This window comes from Sphaerotilus microaerophilus, assembly GCF_023734135.1.
Taxonomy (GTDB): Bacteria; Pseudomonadota; Gammaproteobacteria; order Burkholderiales; family Burkholderiaceae_C; genus Sphaerotilus; species Sphaerotilus microaerophilus.
The window spans coordinates 2,736,732-2,759,522 of sequence record NZ_AP025730.1; the positions used below are offsets into that span (position 1 = coordinate 2,736,732).

General features: G+C 70.6%; 19 protein-coding genes and 1 tRNA gene. 11 read left to right on the forward strand and 9 right to left on the reverse strand.

Features of this window, described 5'->3' with window-relative positions; translation table 11 throughout:
• Positions 1 to 43 precede the first annotated feature (43 nt).
• The 3 genes from NGK70_RS11885 to lexA form a co-directional block, all read right to left on the reverse strand.
• Positions 44 to 460 (reverse strand): hypothetical protein, encoded by a 417-nt coding sequence (locus NGK70_RS11885; protein WP_251973418.1) that lies wholly within the window; start codon positions 458 to 460, stop codon positions 44 to 46.
• Between the two features lie 47 nt (positions 461 to 507).
• Positions 508 to 855: a helix-hairpin-helix domain-containing protein gene (locus NGK70_RS11890; RefSeq protein ID WP_251973419.1), complete on the reverse strand. Its 348-nt coding sequence runs from the start codon at positions 853 to 855 to the stop codon at positions 508 to 510.
• Between the two features lie 70 nt (positions 856 to 925).
• Positions 926 to 1,615, reverse strand: coding sequence for a transcriptional repressor LexA (lexA, locus tag NGK70_RS11895; protein WP_251973420.1), 690 nt, complete (start codon positions 1,613 to 1,615; stop codon positions 926 to 928).
• Between the two features lie 162 nt (positions 1,616 to 1,777).
• On the opposite strand from lexA, the gene NGK70_RS11900 reads away from it, so the two are divergent.
• The 7 genes from NGK70_RS11900 to NGK70_RS11930 all read left to right on the forward strand — a co-directional run bounded on the left by NGK70_RS11900 (position 1,778) and on the right by NGK70_RS11930 (position 6,799).
• Positions 1,778 to 2,797 (forward strand): asparaginase, encoded by a 1,020-nt coding sequence (locus tag NGK70_RS11900; RefSeq protein ID WP_251973421.1) that lies wholly within the window; start codon positions 1,778 to 1,780, stop codon positions 2,795 to 2,797.
• A gap of 70 nt (positions 2,798 to 2,867) precedes the next feature.
• A tRNA-Leu gene (locus NGK70_RS11905) sits at positions 2,868 to 2,952 on the forward strand.
• Positions 2,953 to 3,012: 60 nt separating this feature from the next.
• Complete coding sequence (locus NGK70_RS11910) at positions 3,013 to 3,534, forward strand: DUF1993 domain-containing protein (protein WP_251973422.1); 522 nt, start codon at positions 3,013 to 3,015, stop codon at positions 3,532 to 3,534.
• A 162-nt stretch (positions 3,535 to 3,696) separates the two neighbouring features.
• The gene (gene rnhA, locus NGK70_RS11915; protein WP_251973423.1) at positions 3,697 to 4,200 is read left to right on the forward strand and encodes a ribonuclease HI; all 504 of its coding nucleotides are present in this window, start codon (positions 3,697 to 3,699) and stop codon (positions 4,198 to 4,200) included.
• Positions 4,201 to 4,332: 132 nt separating this feature from the next.
• The gene (locus NGK70_RS11920) at positions 4,333 to 5,109 is read left to right on the forward strand and encodes an ABC transporter substrate-binding protein (RefSeq protein ID WP_251973424.1); all 777 of its coding nucleotides are present in this window, start codon (positions 4,333 to 4,335) and stop codon (positions 5,107 to 5,109) included.
• 134 nt (positions 5,110 to 5,243) lie between these two features.
• Complete coding sequence (locus NGK70_RS11925; RefSeq protein WP_428985590.1) at positions 5,244 to 6,047, forward strand: amino acid ABC transporter permease; 804 nt, start codon at positions 5,244 to 5,246, stop codon at positions 6,045 to 6,047.
• Positions 6,044 to 6,799 (forward strand): amino acid ABC transporter ATP-binding protein, encoded by a 756-nt coding sequence (locus tag NGK70_RS11930; protein ID WP_251973425.1) that lies wholly within the window; start codon positions 6,044 to 6,046, stop codon positions 6,797 to 6,799. Before NGK70_RS11925 ends, NGK70_RS11930 begins: the two co-directional genes overlap by 4 nt.
• A 12-nt stretch (positions 6,800 to 6,811) precedes the next feature.
• Here NGK70_RS11930 and NGK70_RS11935 read toward each other — a convergent pair whose 3' ends face one another.
• The 3 genes from NGK70_RS11935 to NGK70_RS11945 form a co-directional block, all read right to left on the reverse strand.
• Positions 6,812 to 7,711, reverse strand: coding sequence for a DMT family transporter (locus NGK70_RS11935; protein WP_251973426.1), 900 nt, complete (start codon positions 7,709 to 7,711; stop codon positions 6,812 to 6,814).
• Positions 7,708 to 9,711, reverse strand: coding sequence for a peptidase U32 family protein (locus tag NGK70_RS11940; protein WP_251973427.1), 2,004 nt, complete (start codon positions 9,709 to 9,711; stop codon positions 7,708 to 7,710). Before NGK70_RS11940 ends, NGK70_RS11935 begins: the two co-directional genes overlap by 4 nt.
• Positions 9,712 to 9,784: 73 nt before the next feature.
• On the reverse strand, positions 9,785 to 11,212 hold the full coding sequence (locus NGK70_RS11945) for a hypothetical protein (RefSeq protein WP_251973428.1): 1,428 nt from the start codon (positions 11,210 to 11,212) through the stop codon (positions 9,785 to 9,787).
• Positions 11,213 to 11,387: 175 nt separating this feature from the next.
• Between NGK70_RS11945 and NGK70_RS11950 the strand changes: the two genes are divergently transcribed.
• The 4 genes from NGK70_RS11950 to NGK70_RS11965 are packed head-to-tail and all read left to right on the forward strand — an operon-like array spanning position 11,388 to position 19,538.
• A complete protein-coding gene (locus NGK70_RS11950; RefSeq protein ID WP_251973429.1) occupies positions 11,388 to 13,055 on the forward strand; it encodes a PAS domain-containing protein in 1,668 nt (555 codons plus the stop codon).
• Positions 13,052 to 15,700: a PAS domain S-box protein gene (locus NGK70_RS11955; protein WP_251973430.1), complete on the forward strand. Its 2,649-nt coding sequence runs from the start codon at positions 13,052 to 13,054 to the stop codon at positions 15,698 to 15,700. The genes NGK70_RS11950 and NGK70_RS11955 overlap by 4 nt, the downstream gene beginning before the upstream one ends.
• A 17-nt stretch (positions 15,701 to 15,717) precedes the next feature.
• Entirely contained in the window at positions 15,718 to 16,143 is a 426-nt protein-coding gene (locus tag NGK70_RS11960) for a response regulator (protein WP_251973431.1), read from the forward strand.
• The gene (locus NGK70_RS11965) at positions 16,140 to 19,538 is read left to right on the forward strand and encodes an EAL domain-containing protein (RefSeq protein ID WP_251973432.1); all 3,399 of its coding nucleotides are present in this window, start codon (positions 16,140 to 16,142) and stop codon (positions 19,536 to 19,538) included. The genes NGK70_RS11960 and NGK70_RS11965 overlap by 4 nt, the downstream gene beginning before the upstream one ends.
• Here NGK70_RS11965 and hpnE read toward each other — a convergent pair.
• Genes hpnE through hpnC form a run of 3 tightly spaced genes read right to left on the reverse strand, consistent with a single transcriptional unit; the run spans position 19,512 to position 22,634 of the window.
• Complete coding sequence (hpnE, locus tag NGK70_RS11970; protein ID WP_251973433.1) at positions 19,512 to 20,867, reverse strand: hydroxysqualene dehydroxylase HpnE; 1,356 nt, start codon at positions 20,865 to 20,867, stop codon at positions 19,512 to 19,514. The two genes, NGK70_RS11965 and hpnE, sit on opposite strands and share 27 nt — an antisense overlap.
• A gap of 52 nt (positions 20,868 to 20,919) precedes the next feature.
• Positions 20,920 to 21,756, reverse strand: a complete 837-nt coding sequence (gene hpnD / locus NGK70_RS11975) for a presqualene diphosphate synthase HpnD (protein WP_251973434.1) — start codon at positions 21,754 to 21,756, stop codon at positions 20,920 to 20,922.
• Between the two features lie 59 nt (positions 21,757 to 21,815).
• On the reverse strand, positions 21,816 to 22,634 hold the full coding sequence (hpnC, locus tag NGK70_RS11980) for a squalene synthase HpnC (RefSeq protein ID WP_251973435.1): 819 nt from the start codon (positions 22,632 to 22,634) through the stop codon (positions 21,816 to 21,818).
• Positions 22,635 to 22,791 lie beyond the last annotated feature (157 nt).

Here is a 22,791-nt window from a genome sequence, read left to right on the forward strand (position 1 = left end):
CCGCAGCCTGGGCGCTGGCGGGACGGGGCGCAGGTGTCGGTGGTCAGGCCGCGGGCAGGCCGGCGGCCGGTGCGCGGCCCTGCAGGGCCTGGCGTGCGATCAGCAGGTCGAGCGCTTCGCAGACGTCGCTCATGCGCCCGCTGATCAGGGTGCGCTGGCCGTCGCAGGGATCGACGGTGCAGCGTGCGCCGCCCTGCGGTGGCCGGCCATTGCGGCGCACGACGGCCGCGCTCACCGGTATCGGCCGCGCGGCCGCGGGACGCAGGAGCGCCGGACGGAGGGTGGCGGCCGCCCGTGCCGTGCCGGGCTCCGCCTCGGCCAATCGTGCCGACGACGCAGGCTGCGCTGGCGGTGCAGCACCCGGGCCCGCCGCGGCCTCGTCCACACCGAAGCGGCGCAGCCGATGGATCAGGCGCGTGCCCAGTTGGCGGGTCAGGCGGGTGGCCAGGGAGTCGGTCATCGTGGTGCTCCATCCGTGAGTCGCTGAGCGTCAGCGGGATGACGGATTCATCGGCCCGTCCGGCGCGGGCTGAACCACGCAAGTGCGGGGGGTGTCGCCGGGTGGGCTTTGCGCGCTTCGGTGTAGCGCCACCACGGGCGGGACTCGGCGCCCCGCAGGAAGTCGATCGCGGCCATGAAGGTGTCGAGCACGCAGGGGTCCTGGCGCTGCCCGGTGGCGTCGCACAGCCGCGTGTACAGCTGGTGGGCGTCCTGCTGGGCCAGTTCCTGTGGCAGCCCGATACCCAGGCGGCGCAGGTCGGCGGCCATGGCCGGGCCGATGTTGGGAATCTGCTCCAGCCGCGCGCAGTTGGCGGCACAGGCAGCCTTGCCCGAGGCCTTGCGCAGTACACGCATGCCTGTCTCCTCTTGTGTGGAAGCCTGGAACGGGTCCGCGGGCGGTTCGAATGCCGCGGCCCCCCGCCGGTCACATCAGCATGGTGTTGCGGATGAGCCCGACCGCAATGCCCTCGACCTGGAAGCCCACCGTCTCGGGGCCGACGTGGATGATCTCGAAGTCCGGGTTCTCGGGGATCAGCTCGATGCCGCCCTTGCCGCGGCGAAAGCGCTTGACTGTCACGTCATCGCCCAGGCGGGCCACGACGACCTGGCCGTTCTTGGCATCGCTGGCGCGCTGGACCGCCAGCAGGTCGCCGTCGAGGATGCCCGCATCGCGCATGCTCATGCCGCGCACCTTCAGCAGGTAATCGGGCTTGCGCGGGAAGAGGTGCGCCTCGACGACATAGCTCCGGTCAACATGCTCCTGCGCCAGGATCGGGCTGCCGGCGGCCACCCGCCCGACCAGTGGCAGGGTGAGCTGGGCGAGCGAGGGCAGCGGCAGGCTGAACTGGTGGCCGTGGCCGGCGCGGCGCGAAGCGTCGATCGAGCGCAGCGTCTCGGCGCGCAGCCGGATGCCGCGCGAGATGCCGCCCACCAGCTCGATCACGCCCTTGCGTGCCAGCGCCTGCAGGTGCTCCTCGGCGGCGTTGGCGGAGCGAAAGCCCAGCTCGGCGGCGATCTCCGCCCGGGTGGGCGGCACGCCGGAGCGCTCGATGGTGCTCTCGATCAGTTCCAGGATCTGCTGCTGCCTGGCCGTGAGCTTGGGGCTGTTTTCCACGGAACCTCGCATGCGCCCGTTGCGCAATGGGTGAAAGCTTTGTCCGCGACACCGGTCGTGGCATGGCAGGATGACTGAACGGCGCAGCATCGCTGCTGTAGGGCCGGTCTGTGATTGCATCCAGTGACTGTATTTTTGTCCAGTTCCACAAGAATGACAAGCATGACTTCCAGGACAGCGGCGTTGACCGGCGGTGACGCAAGCGCAAGCGGGTTGCCGCGGCGGGTGGTGGTGCTGGGCACCGGCGGCACCATCGCCGGCACCTCGGCCCGGCCCGGGGACCACGTGGGCTACACCGCGGCCCAGCGCGGTATCGAGGAGCTGCTCGGCTCTCTGGGGCCGCCCCTGGGTGTCGAGCGATCGGCCAGCCTGGCGCTCGAAGCCGAGCAGGTGGCGCAGATCGACAGCAAGGACATGAGCCACGCGGTGTGGCGGCGCCTTGCCGAGCGTGCCGCGTGGCACCTGGCGCGCCCGGATGTGGTGGGGGTCGTCGTGACGCACGGCACCGACACCCTGGAGGAAACGGCCTACCTGCTGCACCGCGTGCTGGCACCGGACAAGCCGCTCGTGCTGACGGCGGCGATGCGCCCGGCCGATGCGCTGATGCCCGACGGGCCACAGAACCTGTTGGACGCCATCACCGTGGGAGTGCAGGGCGCCTCGGCCGGTCTGGGCGGCGTGCTCCTGGCGATGTCGGGGCGCGTCTGGGCCGCCGCCGAAGTTCGCAAGGTGCACCCGTACCGGCTGGATGCCTTCGACGCCGGGGATGCCGGGCCGCTGGCGCACATCGAGCAGGGCGCGCTGCGGCGGCTGCGGACCTGGCCGGCGGCCGGCGGACCGGCTGCGCTGGGCCTGCAGGTGCTGGCCGCCGACATCTGGCCCGAGGTTCAGATTGTCACCAGCCACGCCGGGGCCGACGGGCGCATCGTCGAGCTGCTGCTTGATGCCGGTGTGCAAGGGCTGGTGGTGGCCTGCACTGGCAACGGCAGCATCCACCAGGCGCTGCTGGCCGAGCTGCTGCGGGCCCAGCAACGGGGGGTGCTGGTCCTGCGTGCGCTGCGACAGGGCAGTGGCTGCATCGTGCCCGGCGGTGCCTCGGTGCTGGCCGATGCAGGCTCGCTCACGCCGTCGCAGGCCCGCGTCGAGCTGCTGCTGCGGCTGCTGGCCCACCAGCCAGGTTGATCCCCCTTCGGTCTGCCCGCAGCGGGATCGGCGGGCCTTCGGCCATCCCCTCGGCTATGATTTCTGGCTGGCTCCGATGGCGGAATCGGTATACGCAACGGACTTAAAATCCGTCGCCGCAAGGCTTGCGGGTTCAACTCCCGCTCGGAGCACCAGTCGTGTCGCAGTGACCCCACCACTGCACTGCCAACCCGTTGGGTTTTTCAGGAGGTCGCATGCCGATCACGATGACCAGTGCCAGCCTGCCGATCTTCCGAACGGCGCTATCCAACCTATACCACTGCCTGGTCAAGGCGAGCGACAACGCGCGCCGGCGGGGATTCGATCCCGACGTGTTTGTCGCGATGCGCCTGGCCCCTGACATGCTCCCGTTTGCCTCGCAGGTGCGCATCGCCTGCGATGCGGCCAAGTACGGCGCGGCCCGGCTGGGCGGGCTGCAGGCGCCGCGGCACGAGGACAACGAGACCACGCTGGACCAGCTCAAGGCGCGCATTGCCAGCACGCTGGACTGGCTGGCTTCGGTGCCCGACGGGGCGATCGATGGCAGCGAGGAGCGCGACATCACCTTTCCGGTGGGCCGCGACGGCACCACGCGCACGATGAAGGGCGAGGCCTACCTCAAGCACTGGGCGCTGCCCAACGTGTTCTTTCATGTCACCACGGCCTACGCGCTGCTGCGCCACGCCGGGGTGGACCTGGGCAAGGCCGACTACCTGGTGGGCGACGAGGCACCCTGAAGCGTTCTGTGGTGCCCTGAGTTGCCCCGAGAGGGCTTGGAGAAGTCTGTCAGCGGACTGTCTGCGGTGTCTGGCGCGCTTGGCAGGTGCCGGGGAGGGGAACCGGGTGCCGCCAGCCCTGACAATCGCAGTCCGCTCCGCTCTCGCCCAGGCGCCTTGCCGATGACCACCCCTGCTGCTTCCTCTGCTTCCCCTGCCTCCTCCCGCCCGCCCCTGCCGATCCAGCGCCCGCAGGTGATCGTCTACACCGATGGCGCCTGCAAGGGCAACCCGGGTCCGGGCGGCTGGGGGGTGTGGCTGCGCAGCGGCGAGCACGCCAAGGAGCTCTGGGGCGGCGAGCGCCACACCACCAACAACCGCATGGAGATGACGGCCGTCATCGAGGCGCTGGCGAGCCTCAAGCGCAGCTGCGAGGTGGTGATCTACACCGACAGCTCTTACGTCAAGGACGGCATCACCAGCTGGATCCACGGCTGGAAGAAGCGCGGCTGGAAGACCGCCGATGGCAAGCCGGTCAAGAACGTCGAGCTCTGGCAGCGCATCGATGCGCTGGCGCAGCTGCACAAAATCGACTGGCGCTGGGTCAAGGGCCATGCCGGGGATCCCGGCAACGAAAAGGCCGACGAGCTGGCCAACCGGGGCGTGTCCGAGGCGGGGGTTCGCTGAGTTCGCGCGGCTGATCTCGCGGTAGATCGCGCGAAGTCTTGTTGCGGATCGAATCGGAATGCATGGCGGATCGGACAAAATGTCACGACCGAATCATCTGCTTCCGCTAGGAAGAGGAAAGGACCGCGTTTCATGATGCCCCTGAAGTCCCTCGTTCGTGGCCTGGTGGCCACCCTTGCACTGGTTGGCGTGGCCGCCGGTGTGCAGGCCCGGCCGTTTGATGCCATCAAGAAGAGCGGCAAGATCGTCATTGCCACCGAAGGCCAGTTCGCGCCCTTCAACCACTACGAAGGCGCCAAGCTGACCGGCTTCGAGGTCGAGGTGGCCGAGGCGGTGGCCGCCAAGCTGGGTGTGAAGCCCGAGTGGAAGGCGCTGAGCTTCGACGCGCTGCTGACCGGCCTGGGCCAGGACCGCTGGGACCTGGTGATCGCCTCGCACGGCATCACCGACGAGCGCGCCAAGGCGGTGACTTTCACCGAGCCGCACTACTGCTCGGGCGGCGTGATCATCGCCAAGAACCCGGCCATCAAGACCGCCAAGGACCTGGGTGGCAAGGTGATCGCGGTGCAGACCGGCACCAGCTACCAGGAAAACGTCAAGAAGGTCTCCGCGGTCAAGGAGATCAAGAACTTCCCGCAGGACACCGATGCGCGCTCCGCCCTGGCCAGCGGGCGGGTGGACGCCTGGGTGACCGACAAGTTCGTTGCCCTGAAGGCGCTCAAGAGCGGCCCGGATGCCGGCATGAAGATGGGTGACTTCCTCTTCATCGAGCGCATCGCCGCCGCCGTCGCCAAGGGCAACAGCAGCCTGGCGGGCGAGTTCAACAAGGGCCTGGCCGCGATCATGGCCGACGGCACCTACGCCAAGATCTCCACCAAGTGGTTCGGCGAGGACATCCGCTGCAAGTGATGTCGAACTGACGGCAGCCGCGCGCTGCCGATCTGGCTGACCCGGGCCGCCCCGCTGTGAAGCGCAGGCGGCCTGATTCCGGGTACCGATCCTTTGCGCCCGCCCCCCGAAGGCAGGCTTCCCAGCCCAGACGAATGAGGCCCTGCGCCGTGGACCGATTCCTCTCCCTGTGGCCTGCCGGCTGGTCGCGCCAGCGCAAGAGCAGCGCCACCATGTTCACCGCCACGGTGGGCCTGCTGCTCATCCTCTGGCTGATCGCGATCCCGCTGTCCTGGGCGCCGGCGCCCATCGGCAACCATGCCGAGCTGTTTGCCCAGGGCACCCGCGTGACGGTGGAGCTCACCGTCGTGGCCGGGCTGGCCGGCGTGGTGCTGGGGCTGCTGGCCGCGCTGGGCAAGACCTCGCGCCTGCCGCCGCTGCGCTGGCTGGCCGGGCTGTACATCTGGGTGATGCGCGGCACGCCCCTGCTGGTGCAGGTGCTGGCGGTGTACTTCGCGCTGCCGGAGATCCACCCTGCCCTCAGCCTGGGTGAGTTCAGCGCGGCCTGCGTGGCGCTGGCGCTCAACGTTGGCGCCTACAACGCCGAGGCGATCCGCTCCGGCCTGCTCGCGGTGCCCAAGGGGCAGATCGAGGCCGCCAAGGCGCTGGGTCTGTCGAAGTGGCACACCTTCATCGACATCACCTTTCCGCAGGCCTTCAAGATCTCGCTGCCGCCGCTGGTCAACAACATCGTCGCGCTGCTGAAGGACTCGTCGCTGGCCTTCACCATCGGCGTGGTGGAGCTGACCAACGCCGGCTCGCAGGTCAAGAGCAGCACCTTCCAGGCGGTGCCAGTGTTCATCGCCACCGCGGTGATCTACCTGCTGCTGACGACGGTGATGACGCAGATTTCCGACGCGGTGGAACGCCGCTTCGACGTGGAGGGCAAGCTCGGATGAGCACCATCAACGCGGCCCCGGCCGGTTTCATCACCGTCGAGGGCGTCAACAAGCACTTCGGCAGCCACCATGTCCTGCGCGACGTCAGCACGCAGTTCAACGCCGGCGAGGTGACCGTGATCCTCGGCGCCTCGGGCTCGGGCAAGAGCACGCTGCTGCGCATGCTCAACCGGCTGGAGACGCATGACTCGGGCCGCATCGTGGTGGACGGCATCGAGGTCAGCGACGACGCCAGGCAGCTGGAGCGCCTGCGCGCCGAAGTGGGCATGGTGTTCCAGCAGTTCAACCTCTTTCCGCACCTGACCGTGCTGGAGAACGTGGCCCTGGCGCCGCGCCGGGTGCGCAAGCTCGACCGGGCAGCGGCCGAGACGCGGGCCAAGGAGCTGATCGATCGCGTGGGGCTGGCCGCGCACATGCACAAGCACCCCTTCCAGCTCTCCGGCGGTCAGCAGCAGCGCGTGGCGATCGCCCGCAGCCTGGCGATGCAGCCCAAGGTGATGCTCTTCGATGAGCCCACCTCGGCCCTCGACCCCGAGATGGTCAAGGAGGTGCTCGACGTGATGAAGGGCCTGGCCGCCAGCGGCATGACCATGCTGGTGGTCACGCACGAGATGGGCTTTGCCCGCGAGGTGGCCGACCGCGTGCTCTTCATCGACCAGGGCCGCATCGCCGCCGACGCGCCGCCGGCGCAGTTCTTCGGCGCGCAGGACAACGAGCGCATCCGCGCCTTCCTCGGCCGGATCCTGCACTGAGGCGGCAGCGGCTCAGGCCGCTGCGCGCCCCCGTTCGCGCCACATCGGCAGCAACTGCACCGCCAGGATGCAGGCCAGGATCAGCGTGCAGCCTGCCCAGCCGGCGCTCGTCAGCCGGTCGCCCATCAGCAGGTAGCCGAACAGCGCGGCGAACACCGTTTCGGACGACAGGATGATGGCCGCGTCCGCTGCCGCGGTGTTGCGCTGGCCGATCACCTGGGCCGTGAAGCCGATGCCCACCGACACGATGCCGGTGTAGGCGATGTCGCGCGCTGCGGCCCACAGCGCACCGGCCGCGAGCGGCTCGGCGGCGCCCGCCCAAGCTGCCGACACCCCGCCACAGACCAGGAACTGGCCGCAGGCGACCAGGAAGGGCGCCGCCATGCGGTCCGCCACCCGACCGACGAAGAGCACATGCACCGCCCAGGGCAGCGCCGAGGCGATCACCCACAGGTCGCCGGTCTGCAATTGGACCTGGCCGGCGCCGGAGAGCATCCAGGTGCCGACCAGGCAGCCGATCGACGCCGGCCAGACCGAAGCGTGTGGCTGCCGGCCCAGCCACCACCAGGCCAGCAGCGGCACCAGCGGCACGTACAGCGCGGTCAGGAAGCCAGCGTTGGTCACCGTGGTGCCGATGATGCCGATCTGCTGCATCGCCGCGCCCAGCCAGAGCAGGGCGCCCAGGCCGGCGATCTGCGCGGCATCGCCCCGGTTGGGCGCCAACTGCCGCGCGCGCAGAAAACGCCATTCGCGCCAGGCAAAGGGCGCGATGATCAGCGCACCGATCAGGAACCGCGCGCCAGTGAAGGTCATCGGTCCGACGTGCGCCATTGCAGTGCTCTGCGCCACGAAGGCCGAGCCCCAGATCAGCGCGACGACGGTCAGCAGGAAGTTGGCTTGAAAACGGGTCATGCGGCGCGCGGCACCGGCCGGGTGCGGTAGAACTGCATCGGCACCCCGGCGGCCAGCCGGGCCTGCTCCTCGCGCTGGCTCTGGTTCAGCACGGATTTCTTCATCCGGCCGACCACGTGCATCTCGCAGGGCTTGCAGTCGAAGCGCAGGGTGAGCTTTTCGCTGCCGTTCACCAGTGTCAGCGGCTCGGCCTTGACGGTGCCCTGCACGCCGGTCACGCCCTTGGCCTGCTTGGGGCACAGGCTGAGGCTGTAGCGCACGCAGTGCTTGGTGATCATCAGGCTGACCTCGCCCAGCGCCTCATGGCTTTCGTAGGCGGCCGCGATCACCTTGACGCCGTGGCGGGCGTAGAAGTCGCGCGCCTTCTGGTTGTAGACGTTGGCGAGGTAGCTCAGGCTGTCATCGGGGTAGAGCACGGGCGGCTCGACCGGGGCGGCGCGGGCCGGACGCTCGTGGGCGGCCAGCCGGGCGGCGTCCAGCGCGTCGATGGCCCCGCGGCGCAGGGCGTTCAAGGTGCTCGCCGGCACGAACCAGGGCTGTGCGGTGGTGATCGACAGGTCCTCCAACGCGTAGACCGTGCCGCCGAGCTTGCCCAGGTGCTCGCGCAGGGTGGCCTCGGCGCGAGCACGGTCCTTGGGGGCTTCGTGGGCGCAGGGCACCGTGGCGGTGACCTCGACGCCCGCCTCATCGGTGGCGGTGAGCGCCAGGCCGTCCGCGCTGTCGGCAGCATCGCTCAGCTGCAGCCAGAGGCCCACGCGCCGGTCGGCGCTCTTCTTGTCGAGCAGGCGGTCCCAGGCCATGTCGCGGTTGCGGTGCAGGTAGGTGTCGCGCCGCAGGTCCTTGTAGCTGGCCATCGCCTCCTTGGGCACGACGCGCCAGAGCCGCCGGCCGGCGTCGATGAGCGTGGCGGTGTTGATCGGCAGGCCCACCAGCTCCTTCTGCAGGTCGTAGTAGGTCAGCGCGTCGTTGTTGTTGAGCTCGGCCACGCCCTCGTCGAGCACCACCTCGAAGTGCTCGGGCGTCACCTTCGTCACCCAGCCCAGCGGCAGGCCGGCGTGTTTGGGGCTGTCGAAGGCGCCGATGTCGTCCAGTCGGCCGTTGACGAAGTAGTCGGTGCTGCCGCGGTTGAAGTTGCGGTCCGGGTCGGGCGTGAAGGTGTAGCTGCAGCGCCCCGCCGAGGCGCGCGCCAGCTCGGGGCGCTGCTCCAGCAGGTCATCGAGCAGCCCGCGGTAGTGGGCAGTCAGGTTTTTGACGTAGCCCATGTCCTTGTAGCGGCCTTCGATCTTGAAGCTGCGGATGCCCGCATCCACCAGCGCGGCCAGGTTGGCGCTCTGGTTGTTGTCCTTCAGCGAGAGCACGTGCTGCTCGTGCGCGACGATGCGTCCGAGGCTGTCGCTCACCGTGTACGGCAGGCGGCAGGCCTGCGAGCAGTCGCCGCGGTTGGCGCTGCGCCCCGTGTGGGCATGGCTGATGTAGCACTGGCCCGAGTAGGCCACGCAGAGCGCGCCGTGCACGAAGAACTCCAGCGTCGCGCCCTGCACCTGGTCGGCGATGGCGCGGATCTGCGGCAGCGTGAGTTCGCGCGCCAGCACCATCTGCGAGAAGCCCACGTCCTGCAGGAAGCGCGCCTTTTCCGGCGTGCGGATGTCGGTCTGCGTGCTGGCGTGCAGTTGGATGGGCGGCAGGTCGAGCTCCAGCAGGCCCATGTCCTGCACGATCAGCGCATCCACGCCGGCATCGTAGAGCTGCCAGATCAGCTTGCGCGCCGGCTCCAGCTCGTCGTCGCGCAGGATGGTGTTGAGCGTGACGAAGATGCGGCTGTGGAAGCGGTGCGCATGCGCCACCAGCCGGGCGATGTCGGCCACCGCGTTGCCGGCGTTGGCGCGGGCGCCGAAGTCCGGCCCGCCGATGTAGACCGCGTCCGCACCGTGGTTGACCGCCTCGATGCCGATGTCGGCGCTGCGGGCGGGGGAGAGCAGTTCGAGTTGGTGGCGGAACATGGCGGCGGGGGCAGACGCGCGCGGGGTGCGCAACCCGCCAGTGTAGGCGGGGCGGGGCGGCTGCGCCGCCGCGTCAGAACTCGACCACTTCGACCGTCACGCCCTTGAGCGCCAGTGCCCAGCGCGCCTGGGTGGCGTCCTCGCGGCTGCGGAAGGGCCACCAGATGGCGCTCCAGCGCCCACCGTTCTCGACCAGCTCGGTGCGGGTGCCAGGCAGCTTGTCCGCCAGCGGCACGGCGGCCTGCTGCATCCGTTCGAGTGCCACCAGCGGCTCGGCGCGCGAGGCCGAACTGCGGCTGACCAGCGCGAAGACGGGGCCGGGCGTGGGCGGCAGCGCAGCATCGGCGGGGGCCTGCAACGGTGGTTTGGTGCCGGCGTGGGCGGTGGGCCTGCCGCCCTGCACTGCAGAGGCGGGCGCGGCGCCCGCGACCTGATCTGTCAGGGGGGCCGCAAGGGCGGGTGCCGATGCGGCGTGGCCGTCGGGGGTATGGCCGGTGTGGGCTGCGGCCTGGGTGGCCGGCGCTTGGGCGTCGGACGCAGCGGTGGCGATGGCCGGGGCGGCGCCGGATGCTGCGGCCGATGCGGCTGCTGCCACAGCCTGCCCCGCGCCGTGCGCGCCGCTGGCGGCTCCGGTGGCCGGTCCGTTGGCCGCACCCGCAGCCGACCCCGCCGCGGATGCCGCTGCCGCATGGGCGGTGGCCCCCGCCGAGCCGCCCGGGTGGCGTGCCAGGCGCGGCAGCAGCAGGGCCGTTGCGCACAGCCCCGTGAGCAGGACACTGAGCAGCGCGATGCGCATCGGGCTGAACGCGCGGCGGCCCAGCACGGCGGACTTGGGCGCGCTGTCCAGCAGCAGGCGGTGCCGGGCCCCGTCCACTTCCACGGCGGCGGTCAGGGCGTAGCGAAGCTCGGAAGGGGGGAGCTCCGCAGGTGAATCCGGGTGCGGATCCGCACCCGGACCCCGCCTCGGCTCGGCACGCGCCTCATCGGAGGTAGCCGCGTCGATGCGGTCCGACAGGTCGACGATCAGGTCGGCCAGGTCTGCCGTGACGGAGGCCGTCGCGGGGCTGGGGACCAGGTCCGCCCAGCGGGCGTCGACGGGCACGTCGCGCTGCGGCCAGTCGTCCTCGCCGGGGCGGTGGAGGCGCGCGTGCTGGTCGGCCCAGCGGCGCGCCTCGCCATCGGGCAGCGAGCCGATGAAATCCTCGTCGAACACGGCCCGCAGGCCATCGGCCGGCGTCTGGGCGGGGGCGGGGCGGCGCCGGAGCCACTTCAGCGCCGCGGGCAGGCGCGGCAGGCGTGCACGCAGCGCCGCCAGCCGGCCTGCGGGGGCAGCGTCCTGGCCGGGCGGGGGCGCCTCGGCGGCGTCGCTGCGGCGGGCGAAGGGCAGGGACACCACGCCGATGCTGCGCACCTGCGCCAGCGTGATGCGCCGCGCCAGCGGGTGTCGGTTGTGCCACGCCACCACACGGGCGGCGATCTGCGTCATCAAGGTGGTGTCCATCGCGCGCGAATTCTTGAACGACGCCGGGCGGATCGATCGCTCGATGAGCCGGTACGAAGCCGCCCAGAAATGCCCTCGCTCCGGCGAGAGGCCCTCAGCCCGGGGCGGTTTGACGTCACCGGCGGTGGACAGGGCATGCAGAATCGCCAGATCCGATCCCGAGATCCATCCGAGCATGTGGCTGAGTTCCCGTCTGTTGCTGGCCCTCGCGTTGCCGCTGCTGGCCTGTGCGCTCCAGTGGCTGCTGTGGGATGCCTTCATCCAGCCCTACGCCTGGTTCCTGTTCTTTCCGGCGGCGCTGGGCAGCGCCTGGCTGGGGGGCTGGCGTGGCGGGGTGGTCGGGACCGGGGTGGGGGCGGTGTTGGCGTGGTCCGTGTTCATTGCGCCGGGCCTGTCGGGCCAGCGCCCCGCACTTTCTTCGGCGCTGTCGGTCGTCGTCTTCATCGCGACGGGGCTGCTGTTTGCCCGCCTGTTCGAACGGGCGCGGCGGGCTCAACACCATCGCGCGGCGCGCGCGGAGGCCATCTTCGAGCGCGCGCCGGTGGGCATTGCCGAGCTGGGGATGGATGGGCGTTGGCGCCAGGTCAACGACCGTTTCTGCGAGATCCTGGGCTATTCACGCGAGGAACTGCTCGCGCTGGGCCCGGGGGCCATCACCCACCCGGATGAAGTGGCGCAGGACCAGGCGTTCCGGGAGCGCATGTTCAGCGGCAACGTGCCAACCCTCACGCGAGACCGGCGCTTCCTGCGCAAGGACGGCAGCACCGGCTGGCTGCGCCTGACGATCAACCTCGTGTGCCAGCCCGACGGCGCACCGGACTACTTCATCAGCGTCATCGAGGACTTCAGCGCGCGCTGGCAGGCCGAGGTGGCGCAGGCCGACAGCGACCGGCGCTACCGCGAGCTGGTCCAGAGTGTGAACAGCGCGATCTTCCACTGGGCGCCCGACGGTCGCATTCTCTTTGCCAACCAGTTTGCGCAGGGGCTGTTTGGTTGGAGCGCCGAGGAGTTTGTTGGCCAGCCCATCGGGATGATCGTGCCCGAGCGCGACTCCACCGGGGTCGACCTGAGCGGGCTGGTCGCGGACATTGCTGCGCATCCGGGTCGTTTCGAGAGCACCATCAACGAGAATATCCGCCGCGACGGCCGCCGTCTGTGGATGACCTGGACCAACCGGGCGCTGCTCGACGAGCAGGGCCGCGTGACGGGCATCCTCTCGGTGGGCAACGATGTCACCCAGGCCCGGCAGGCCGAGGCGGCGCTGCGCGAGCGCGAACAGCGGGTGCGGTTTGCCCTCGAGACCAGCCGGATCGGCACCTGGGAGGTCGATGTCCAGGCGCGCACGGCCCACCACTCGGCGCTGGTCGAGCGGATCTTCGGTTACGAGCAGCCCCTGCCGCAGTGGAACGGCGACGTGTTCCTGCAGCATGTCCATCCCGATGACCGCGCCCATGTGGCCGAGAGCTTCCAGGCCGCAGTCGCCCAGCGCAGCAACTGGGATTTCGAGTGCCGCATCCACCGTGCCGACGGGGCGCTGCGCTGGATCTTGGCGGCGGGCCGGTGCAGCGGGGGCGAGGACGGCGTGCCGCTGCGCCTGGCCGGCATCCTGCAGGACATCACGGAGCGCAAGAACGCCGAGATCGAAGTGCACCGCCAGACCCTGGAGGTGCACCGGCGCAACGAGGAGCTGGAGCGCTTCAACCGCGCCTCGGTCGGACGGGAGTTGCAGATGGTCGAGCTCAAGCGCCGCATCAACCAGCTGAACAGTGAACTGGGCCGCGGGCCCGAATACAACCTGTCGTTCCTGGAGGATCAAGGCGCAGGTGGGGGCGTGCGGCCATGACGGCGCCCACCCGCCGCCCGCAGGGCGTGCGCCAGCGCTACATCGTGCGGGTCACGCTGGCTTACGCGGTGTTCGCGCTGGCATGGATCTTCCTTTCCGACCGGCTGCTGGGCCTGTTCGGCGATCTCGAATCGGTCGCCTGGGTGTCGACGGCGAAGGGGGTGTTCTTCGTCCTGGTGAGTGCGCTGGCGTTCCATGCCGCGCTGCAGGCCGTGCCGGCCGACCCCATCGACGCGGGCCAGGCGGACCTGGTGGCGGCCCGCGAACCGGCGCGCCTGCCGCGCTGGCTGGCCTACGGGGTCGCCCTGGCGTTGGTGGGGGCCATGTTGATGCTGCGGCTCGCGTTGGACAACGTGGTCGGCAACCAACCGATGCTCGTGCTGTTCACGCTGCCGATTGCGGTGGCCGCCCTGGTCGGCGGGCTCGGCCCGGGCCTGCTTGCCACCGTGGCGGCGGCGCTGTTGACCAACTACTACGTCCTCGAGCCGACCGGCAGCCTGCGGATCCCCGATGGCGTCGATCTGTTCCAGTGGAGTCTGCTGATCAGCAACGGCCTGCTGGTGAGCGTGCTCAGCGGCGTCCTGCACCGGCTGCGCGCCCGCGACCGGGCCCACCTGCACCATACGGCGGCCGCCAACGAGGCGTTGCGGCGCAGCGAGGCCCGCGTGCAACAGCTCTTCGACGACGCGCCGCAGGCGATGGGGCTGATCAGCGACGACGGGAGCGTGCTGGCGCTGAACCGGCGCTTCCTGGCGCTGTTCGGCTATCAGCCCGGTGAGCTGACGAGCCTGGCACAGTGGTGGCCGCAGGCCTACCCGGATCCGGCCTACCGTGACGAGGTCTCCGCTGCATGGGTCGATAAGGTCGGCCGGGCGCGTGTCACCGGCACCCCGGTCGAGACGAGCGAGTACCGCGTCACCTGCCGGGATGGGCGTGAGCGCAACATCCAGTTTGACGGCACGGTCCTGGGCGGTTCGGTGCTTGTGACGCTGACGGATGTGACCGAACGCCGCGAGATCGAGGAGCGGCTGCGTCTGTGGGCCGAGTCCTTCGATCGCGCCCAGTTCGGCCTGGCCATCGGGGATGCCCGCAGCAACCGCTTCGTGGCGGTCAATCCGGCATTTGCGCGGGATCGGGGCTGGCGTCCGGAGGATCTGGTCGGCGAGTCGGTGGCCACGGTCTTTCCGCCCGAATTGCTGCCCCAGGTGCTGGTGCAGCTGCGGGAGCTGGACCAGCAGGGTCACGGCGTGCTGGAGTCCGAGCACGTCACCCGCGATGGCCGGCGCTTTCCAGTGCTGCTGGATTTCACCGTGCTGCGCGACGAGCGCGGGGAGCCGACCCGGCGAGTGGTCTACGCACTGGACCTGAGCGAGCGCCGGCATGCCGAGCAGGCCCTGGCCATGGCCCAGGCGCAGGCGCTGGAGCAGCAGACCCGTGCCCGCATCGCCGCGCTCAACCAGATGCAGGATGCCAACCTGGCGCGCAACCGGGCGGAGTCGGCCCTGCGCGCGCTGCGCGAGAGCGAGGGCCGGCTGGCGCTGTTCGTCGAACATGCCCCGGCGGCGCTGGCCATGTTCGACCGCGAGATGCACTACGTGGCGGTCAGCCGGCGCTGGCTGGATGACTACAGCCTGGGTGCGCAGAACCTGGTCGGGCGCAGCCACTACGAGGTCTTTCCCGAGCTCACTGAAGAGGTGCGCGAGGTGCATCGCCGGGCGCTGGCCGGGGAGGTGGTGAGCAAGACCGAGGATCGCTTTGTGCGCTCCAACGGCACGGTGCACTGGTTGCGCTGGGAGGTGCACCCCTGGCGTTTCGATGATGGCCAGATCGGCGGCATCGTGCTGTTCACCGAGGACGTCTCGGCACGCAAGGCGGCCGAGGAGGGCCTGCAGCGCCTGAACGCCACGCTGGAGGCGCGGGTGGCCGAGCGCACGGCGCAGCTGGAGGCGCTGAACCAGTCGCTGGAGAGCTTCGTCTACTCGGTCTCGCATGACCTGAAGGCGCCACTGCGCGGCGTCGAGGGCTACAGCCGCTTCCTGCAGGAAGACCACGCGCAGCGGCTGGGCGAGGAGGGGCAGCTGTTCGTCGCCAACATCCGCTCCGGCGTGGCGCGCATGGGCGAGTTGATCGATGACCTGCTGACCTACTCGCGCATGGAGCGCCGCAAGCTGCACAGCGACGTGCTGGACCTGGGCGCCCTGCTGCGCCGCCTGCTGGCCGAACGCGAGGCGGAGCTGGCTGCGCGCAACGTCCAGGTCGAGCTGGACCTCCCGGCCGCGTTGAGTGTGCAGGGCGATGCCGATGGGCTGGCCCTGGCGCTGCGCAACCTGCTGGAGAACGCGATCAAGTTCAGCGCCCGGGCGGCCGCGCCGCGCATTGCCATCACTGCCAGCGTGGCGCAGGGGCAGGTCACCCTCACCGTCCGCGACAATGGCATCGGCTTTGACATGAAGTACCACGACCGCATCTTCGAGATCTTCCAGCGGCTGCACCGCCTGGAGGACTACCCGGGCACCGGCATCGGCCTGGCGCTGGTGAAGAAGGCCCTTGAGCGCATGGGTGGGCGGGTGTGGGCCGAGAGTGCACCGGGCCAGGGTGCCACCTTCCACCTGCAGGTGCCTGCCGAGGCCTCTGCGCCGACCTGAACCTGCCAAGCCAGCCCATGAGCAACGCCACCCCACCGATCCTGCTGGTCGAGGACAGCCCCGTTGATGTCGACCTGACGCTGCGCGCCTTCGCGCGCAACCGCCTGGCCAACCCGATGCTCGTGGCGCGCGACGGCGAGGAGGCCATGGCCTGGATCCCCCGCTGGGAGGCGGGTGAACCGCGGCCGGCGGTGATCCTGCTCGACTTGAACCTGCCGCGCGTGGACGGGCTGACCGTGCTGGGCGCACTCAAGGCCCACCCCGACCTCAACCGCATCCCGGTGGTGGTGCTGACCACCTCGCGCGAGGACCGTGACATCAACACCGCCTACGACCTCGGCGCCAACTCCTACATCGTCAAGCCGGTGGATTTCGACAGCTTCATGAACGTGGCGCAGCAGATCAAGCTCTACTGGTGCGTGACCAACGAGAGGCCCCGGTGACGTCGATACAGATGCAGATGCCTGGGCCGATGCGCGTGCTCTACATCGAGGACTCGACCGTCGATGCCGATCTGGCGCGGCGCATGTTGGCGCGCTCGGCGCCCGATGTCGAACTGGACCTCGCCACCTGCCTGGCCGACGGCCTGCTGCGCCTGGACGAACCTGGCCGCTATGACCTGCTGCTGACCGACCTCGCGCTGCCCGACGGCAGCGGCCTGGAGCTGCTGGCGCGGGTGCGCGACCGCCGGCTGCCCATTGCGGTGGTGATCCTGACCGGCTCGGGTGACCAGGAGGCGGCGATCACGGCCCTCAAGGCCGGCGCCGACGACTACCTGGTCAAACGGGGCGACTACCTGGAGCGCCTGCCGCGGGCGCTGGAGGCCGCGCTGGTGCGCTTTCGCGCCGGGGTCGAGCGGGGCAGCCGCATGCTGCGGGTGCTGCAGGTGGACCACAACACCTTCGACACCGACCTGGTGTGCCGCCACCTGGCCCAGCACGCGCCGCACATCCGGGTGGACACCGTGCCCAGCGCCGACGACGCCCTGGCCTGCCTGCCCCGGCAGGCCGGCGAGCCCTGTGCCTACGACCTGCTGCTGGTGGACTATCGCCTGCCCGGCATGGATGGCCTGGAACTGGCCAAGGCCCTGCGCGAGGACCGTGGCCTGGACCTGCCCATCGTGCTCGTGACCGGCCACGGTGGCGAGGAGGTGGCGGCCTCCGCCCTGCGCCTGGGGGTGGACGACTACCTGACCAAGCACGAAGGCTGGCTGTTCGAGATCGCACCTACGTTGGACCGCGTGCAGCAGCGCATGGAACTGGCCCGCGAGCGCACCCGCCTGGAGGCCACCAGCCGGCGCCTGTCGCACCTGCTGCTGGCGAGCCCGACCATCCTGTACCACCTGAGCTTCGAGGGACGACAGCCCCGGCCGGTCTGGGTGAGCGACAACATCCACCGCCTGCTGGCTTTCACGCCCGAAGAGGTCATGCAGCCCGACTGGTGGGCGCGGCACCTGCACCCGGACGACCGCAACGCTGCCTTTGGCAACCTGGACCGGTTGCTGGCCGACGGGCGGCTGACGCACGAGTACCGGTTCATCGATGGCACCGGGCGCACGCTCTGGATCCGCGATGAACTGCACCTGACCCGCGATGCACAGGGCCTGCCGCAGGAGGTGGTGGGCGCCTGGCTGGACATCAGCGCCGAGCGGCGCGGCCTGGAGGTGCGCCGGGCGCGCCATGCGGTGCTGGACCAGATCGTGGCGAATCGTCCGCTGGCGGGGATCCTCGACGACGTGGCCCGCCGCCTCGAGGCGCTGCATGCCGACCTGCGCGTGTCCATCCTGCTGCTCGACGAGCGGGCTGGCTGCTTGCGGGTGGGAGCGGCGCCGAGTCTGCCGCCCTTCTACAACGCCGCCGTCGAGGGCCTGAAGGTGGCCGAGGGGCAGGGCTCATGTGGCACGGCGGCATTCCGCGGCGAGCCGTTCCTCGTCACCGATGTCGAGCAGCACCCCTACTGGACCCCGTACGTGGCGGTATGCCAGCGCGCCGGTGTGCGGGCCTGCTGGTCCGTGCCCTTCAAGGACGAGGCGGGCCGGGTGCTGGGTACCTTCGGCGTCTACCACGGCTCGCCGCGCGAGCCGCGCCCGGACGAGCTGGAAGCCGTCACCGAGTTCAGCCGATTTGCGGCCCTGGCCGTGCAGAAGCTGCGTGCGGCCGAGGCCCTGCAGCAGGCGGCCGCCTTCTTCGAGGCGACCCGCGACGGCGTGGTGATCACCGACCTGACGCCGCGCATCGTGGCCGTCAACCGCGCCTTCAGCGAGATCACCGGCTACCCGGAGGAAGAGGCCATCGGTCGCAACCCGAGCCTGCTGAGATCCGGCCGCCACGACGAGGCCTTCTACCAGGCGATGTGGGCGAGCGTGGCCGAAACCGGCCACTGGCAGGGCGAGGTCTGGAACCGCCGCAAGAGTGGCGAGATCTACCCCGAGTGGCTGTCCATCGGCGCGGTGCCCGACGAGAACGGCCTGCCGCGCAACTACGTGGGCGTGTTCACCGACATCAGCCAGATCCGCCGCTCCGAGGAGCAGCTGGAGCACTTGGCGCACCACGACCCGCTCACTTCGCTGCCCAACCGGCTGCTGATGCAGTCGCGCCTGCAGCATGTGCTTGACCGTGCCGATCGCCACGGCCACCAGGTGGCGGTGCTCTACCTGGACCTGGACCGCTTCAAGAACATCAATGACAGCCTTGGTCACCCGGTTGGCGACGAGCTGCTGGCCATGCTGGCCCAGCGCTTGTCGACGCGGGTGCGCGAGGAGGACACCCTGGCCCGGCTGGGCGGCGACGAGTTCCTGCTGGTGCTCGACGAAGTGCCCTCGCCGGACCGGGCCGCGGCCGTGGCCCAGGCGCTCATCGACGAGCTGGCCACCGCCTTCGTCCTGCCCAGCGGGCACGAGCTGTTCATGGGCGTGAGCATCGGCATCAGCCTGTACCCGGCCGATGCGCACAGCGTGACCGAGCTCATCCAGCACTCCGACATGGCGATGTACCTGGCCAAGCAGAGCGGGCGCAATACCTATCGATTCCACAACCACACCCTCAGTGCTGCTGCGAGTGAGCGCCTGGCGCTGGAGACCCGCCTGCGCCGAGCTCTGGTGGCCGGAGAGTTCCTGCTGCACTACCAGCCGCTCATCGATGCCTACAGCGGCGAGCCCGCCGGCGTCGAGGCCCTGGTGCGCTGGCAGCCACCGGGCGAGGCGCTGGTGCTGCCCGGGCGCTTCATCCCCATCGCCGAGGACACCGGGCTGATCGTGCCACTGGGCGAGTGGGTGCTGCGCACCGCCTGTGCGCAGGGGCGAGCCTGGCTGGACGCGGGCATGCCCAAGCGCGTGATGGCGGTGAACCTGTCGGTGCGCCAGTTCCAGAGCGGCAACCTGGTCGAGCTGGTGGGTCAGGTGCTGGCCGACACCGGGCTGCCGCCCGAGTGCCTGGAGCTGGAGCTCACCGAGAGCATGTTCATGGACCACGCCGAGCAGGCCATTGCCACGCTGCACGCGCTCAAGGCGCTGGGCGTGCGCCTGGCGATCGACGACTTCGGCACCGGTTACTCCTCGCTGGCCTACCTGAAGCGCTTCCCGATCGACAAGCTGAAGATCGACCAGAGCTTCGTGCGCGGGCTGGCCGACGACGCCAACGACCGCGAGATCGCCGCCACCGTCATTGCGATGGCGCGTGTGTTCAAGCTGGAGGTGCTGGCCGAGGGCGTCGAGACGGCGGAGCAGCTGGCCATCCTGCGCCAGCACGGCTGCGACTTCTACCAGGGCTACTACTTCCACCGGCCCGCGCCGATGCCGCAGATCGAGGCCTGGCTAGCCGGGCCGCACGCCCCGGTCTGACAGGGCGGCGGCCTGGGTGGTCACGGCCGAGGCGGCGGCCAGGCCGGCCCGTACCGCGCCCTCGATCGTGGCCGGGTAGGGCCCGTCGACATAGTCGCCCGCCGCCACCAGCCCCGGTTCGATCCCTGCCGGCGGGCGCTGCAGCCCCGGTACGCAGCGGAAGGTGGCGCGCTTCTCGGTGATCACCTGCTCCAGTGTCACGTCCAGGGCCGGGTCGCCGGGCCGGTGCAGGGTCGCGCGGGCCTGGGTGAGCAGCGCGGCGGCGGTGGCCCCTCCACCGCGGGCCACCCAGGGCGCGGCTCCGCTGACCACGAAGGCGAAGCGCCCCGGCAGCCCGCCGAGCTGGCCATGGTCGAAGGCGAACTGGGCTGGCGCCGCGGGGCCCTCGGCCAGCGCCACCATCGGCGCGGCGAGGCGGGCCCCCGGGGCCTGGACGTAGCCGGTCAGGATCGGCTCATAGCCAAAGCCGCCAGCCTGGCGTGACCAGCCCGGCGCGATGCCGGTGGTGAGCCGCGCCGCCTCGGTGGCGCTGCAGGCCAGCACGACGGCATCGAAGGCATCGCGGACGTCACCGTTCACGGCCCAGCGGCCGGGGCCGCCGTTGGCGAGCCGATCCAGCGCCTGCACGCGCTGGCCGATGCGCAGCCGCGCACCCCGGCCGGCGAGCCAGGCCAGCGCCGGCTCGGGCAGCAGCTCGGCCAGCGGGCGGCGCGGGATCAGCAGGTCGCTGGAACCCGGGCCGGCGAACAGCGCGTCATGCAGCACGCGCAGGAAGACGCGCGCGCTGGCCGCGTCGGCCGGAGTGTTCAGCGCGGCCACGCAGAGCGGGTCGATCAGCTCGGCACGCACCCGCGCTGGCAGCGCAGCGGTCAACTCCGCGACGGTCGGTGTATCGGCGCAGCGAAAGCGCTGCAGCATCCAGCCGAGTGCGGCACGGCTCAGCGCCAGCCGTTCGGCCAGCCGCCAGTGGCGCAGGGCCCAGACGGCGCGGGCGAAGGCGGGGATGGGCGCGCCCGCTGGCATGCGCAGGCCGCGGCCGTCGGCATCGACCAGGGTCAGCGGCAGGCGCAGCAGCAGCGCGTCCGGGTCGGCGCCAACCTGACGCATCAGCGCCAGCGTGGCGGTGTAGGCGCCGATCAGGAGGTGCTGGCCGTTGTCCAGCCGGCTGCCATCGGGGCCGCCTTCCCGGGCGGCCAGGCTGCGGGCCCGCCCGCCGGCCTGCGTGGCCATCTCGAAGAGGGTGACGGCGTGCCCCGCGGCGCTGGCTTGCACCGCGGCGGCCAGGCCGGCCCAGCCGGCGCCGACGACGGCGATGCGGCGCGGGTTCATGGGCAGCAGGTCATCGGCAGCGGCTCATGGGGAGCCGACCGCAGGCCGCCGCTCACCGGCCGCGCCAGTTCGTCATCATCGCGATCCAGAGCTTGCGCAGCGGCGTCAGCGAGATGCGCTGGTGCAGCACCTGGCAGCCGCCGGCCTCGATCTCGCGCAGCAGGGTGCGGTAGATGTTGGCCATCATCAGGCCGGGCTTCTGGGCGCGCCGGTCGGCCTCGGGCAGCAGGGCCAGGGCCTCGTCGTAGGTCTGGTGGGCGCGCTCGATCTGGAAGCGCATCAGCGCGGTGAAGCGCTCGCTGTAGACGCGGTTGAGGATCTCGTGCGCCTTGACGTCAAAGCGCTGCAGCTCGCTGATCGGCAGGTAGATGCGAGCGCGCCGGGCGTCGTCGCCGACGTCGCGGATGATGTTGGTGAGCTGGAAGGCCAGGCCCATGCGGTGCGCGTATTGCACGGTGGCGTCCTGCGTGCGGCCGAAGATGTTGGCCGCCACCTCGCCGACCACGCCGGCCACCAGGTGGCAGTAGCGCTGCAGGCCGATGTAGTCGAGGTAGCGGCTTTGCTGCAGGTCCATCTCGCAGCCCTCGATCACCGCGAGCAGGTGGGCCGCGGTGATGCCGTAGTCCGCGGTGTGCGGCATCAGCGCCTGCATGGCCGGGTGCTGGGGCGAGCCGGCAAAGGCGCGCTGCACCTCGGCGCGCCACCAGGCGAGCTTGTTGGCGGCCACGCTGGGGTCGCTGACCTCGTCGACCACGTCATCCACCTCGCGGCAGAAGGCGTAGAAGGCCGTGATCGCGGCGCGCCGGGGCGGCGGCAGGAAGAGAAAGGCGTAGTAGAAGCTGGAGCCGCTCTTTGCCGCCTTGTCCTGGACGTATTGCTGCGGGGTCATGTGGCGCGCATTGTCGCAGCGGATCGGGCACCTGCCGCCTGCCGCCGGCCTTCGGGCGCTCACATGCGCAGCGCGCGCCAGAGCATCACCGGCACGTCCCAGGCGCGCAGGCGGGGGCGCTGGCGCAGCGTGGCGTGGTCCATCGCCTCGATCTTGTCGAGGATGCGCAAGCCCCCTTGCACCACCAGGCGCAGCTCCCAGCCGGCCCGGCCGGGCAGCTGGTGCACCAGCGGGGCGCCTTCGCCCATCAGCTGGCGGGCCCAGGCCACCTGTTCGGCAATCAGGGCGCGGGTGGCGCCGGTGTCCTGGCGGTTCATGAGCTGGTCGACGCCCAGGCCGTAGCGGGCGCAGTCCTCCAGCGGGAGGTAGAGGCGGTCGCGCGGCAGGTCGACGCTGAGGTCCTGCCAGAAGTTGATCAGCTGCAGCGCGCTGCAGATGGCGTCCGAGCGCTCCAGCGCCAGGCTGTCGCGCACGCCGTACAGGTGCAGCAGCAGCCGGCCGATCGGGTTGGCAGAGCGACGGCAGTAGCCCAGCAGGGTGGCGCGGTCGTGGTAGCGGTGCTGGCGCAGGTCCTGCTCGAAGGCGTCGAGCAGGTCCTCCATCAGCGGCAGCGGCAGGTGGTGGCGGCGGAAGACCCCCGTCAGCGGCTCGAACACGCCCTGCCAGCGTGGCGACGGCGCGTGGCCGCGCGCCACCGACTGCAGGTCGTAGCGGTAGGCCTCCAGCGCGGCGATGCGCTCCAGGGCGCTCGCGTGGCCCTCGTCGGCCAGGTCGTCGGCGGTGCGGGCGAACCAGTAAATCGCCTTCACCGCCGGACGCAGGGCCGGCGGGCACAGCCAGGAGGCGACCGGGAAATTCTCGTAGTGTTGGACGCTCATGATGTCGGCGGGCGCGATTATGCGGGCGGTTGGTGGGCACCTGACCTGCGTTGACAAGGGCAAAGGCCGACCCGTACATTACTGACCAGTCAGTCAGTAGCGGATGACGCTGCCAATTGCAGCGGCCGACCCCAGTCGCGGGCATCCATCCCCCCGT

Excerpts from the sequence above, each read along its gene's own strand:
- hpnD (WP_251973434.1), bottom strand. The coding sequence starts at position 21,756 with ATGACCCCGCAGCAATACGTCCAGGACAAGGCGGCAAAGAGCGGCTCC.
- NGK70_RS11920 (WP_251973424.1), top strand. The coding sequence starts at position 4,333 with ATGATGCCCCTGAAGTCCCTCGTTCGTGGCCTGGTGGCCACCCTTGCA.
- NGK70_RS11890 (WP_251973419.1), bottom strand. The coding sequence starts at position 855 with ATGCGTGTACTGCGCAAGGCCTCGGGCAAGGCTGCCTGTGCCGCCAAC.
- NGK70_RS11935 (WP_251973426.1), bottom strand. The coding sequence starts at position 7,711 with ATGACCCGTTTTCAAGCCAACTTCCTGCTGACCGTCGTCGCGCTGATC.
- NGK70_RS11950 (WP_251973429.1), top strand. The coding sequence starts at position 11,388 with ATGTGGCTGAGTTCCCGTCTGTTGCTGGCCCTCGCGTTGCCGCTGCTG.
- NGK70_RS11925 (WP_428985590.1), top strand. The coding sequence starts at position 5,244 with ATGAGGCCCTGCGCCGTGGACCGATTCCTCTCCCTGTGGCCTGCCGGC.
- rnhA (WP_251973423.1), top strand. The coding sequence starts at position 3,697 with ATGACCACCCCTGCTGCTTCCTCTGCTTCCCCTGCCTCCTCCCGCCCG.
- NGK70_RS11955 (WP_251973430.1), top strand. The coding sequence starts at position 13,052 with ATGACGGCGCCCACCCGCCGCCCGCAGGGCGTGCGCCAGCGCTACATC.
- NGK70_RS11930 (WP_251973425.1), top strand. The coding sequence starts at position 6,044 with ATGAGCACCATCAACGCGGCCCCGGCCGGTTTCATCACCGTCGAGGGC.
- NGK70_RS11910 (WP_251973422.1), top strand. The coding sequence starts at position 3,013 with ATGCCGATCACGATGACCAGTGCCAGCCTGCCGATCTTCCGAACGGCG.
- hpnC (WP_251973435.1), bottom strand. The coding sequence starts at position 22,634 with ATGAGCGTCCAACACTACGAGAATTTCCCGGTCGCCTCCTGGCTGTGC.
- NGK70_RS11945 (WP_251973428.1), bottom strand. The coding sequence starts at position 11,212 with ATGGACACCACCTTGATGACGCAGATCGCCGCCCGTGTGGTGGCGTGG.
- NGK70_RS11940 (WP_251973427.1), bottom strand. The coding sequence starts at position 9,711 with ATGTTCCGCCACCAACTCGAACTGCTCTCCCCCGCCCGCAGCGCCGAC.
- NGK70_RS11885 (WP_251973418.1), bottom strand. The coding sequence starts at position 460 with ATGACCGACTCCCTGGCCACCCGCCTGACCCGCCAACTGGGCACGCGC.
- NGK70_RS11900 (WP_251973421.1), top strand. The coding sequence starts at position 1,778 with ATGACTTCCAGGACAGCGGCGTTGACCGGCGGTGACGCAAGCGCAAGC.
- hpnE (WP_251973433.1), bottom strand. The coding sequence starts at position 20,867 with ATGAACCCGCGCCGCATCGCCGTCGTCGGCGCCGGCTGGGCCGGCCTG.
- NGK70_RS11960 (WP_251973431.1), top strand. The coding sequence starts at position 15,718 with ATGAGCAACGCCACCCCACCGATCCTGCTGGTCGAGGACAGCCCCGTT.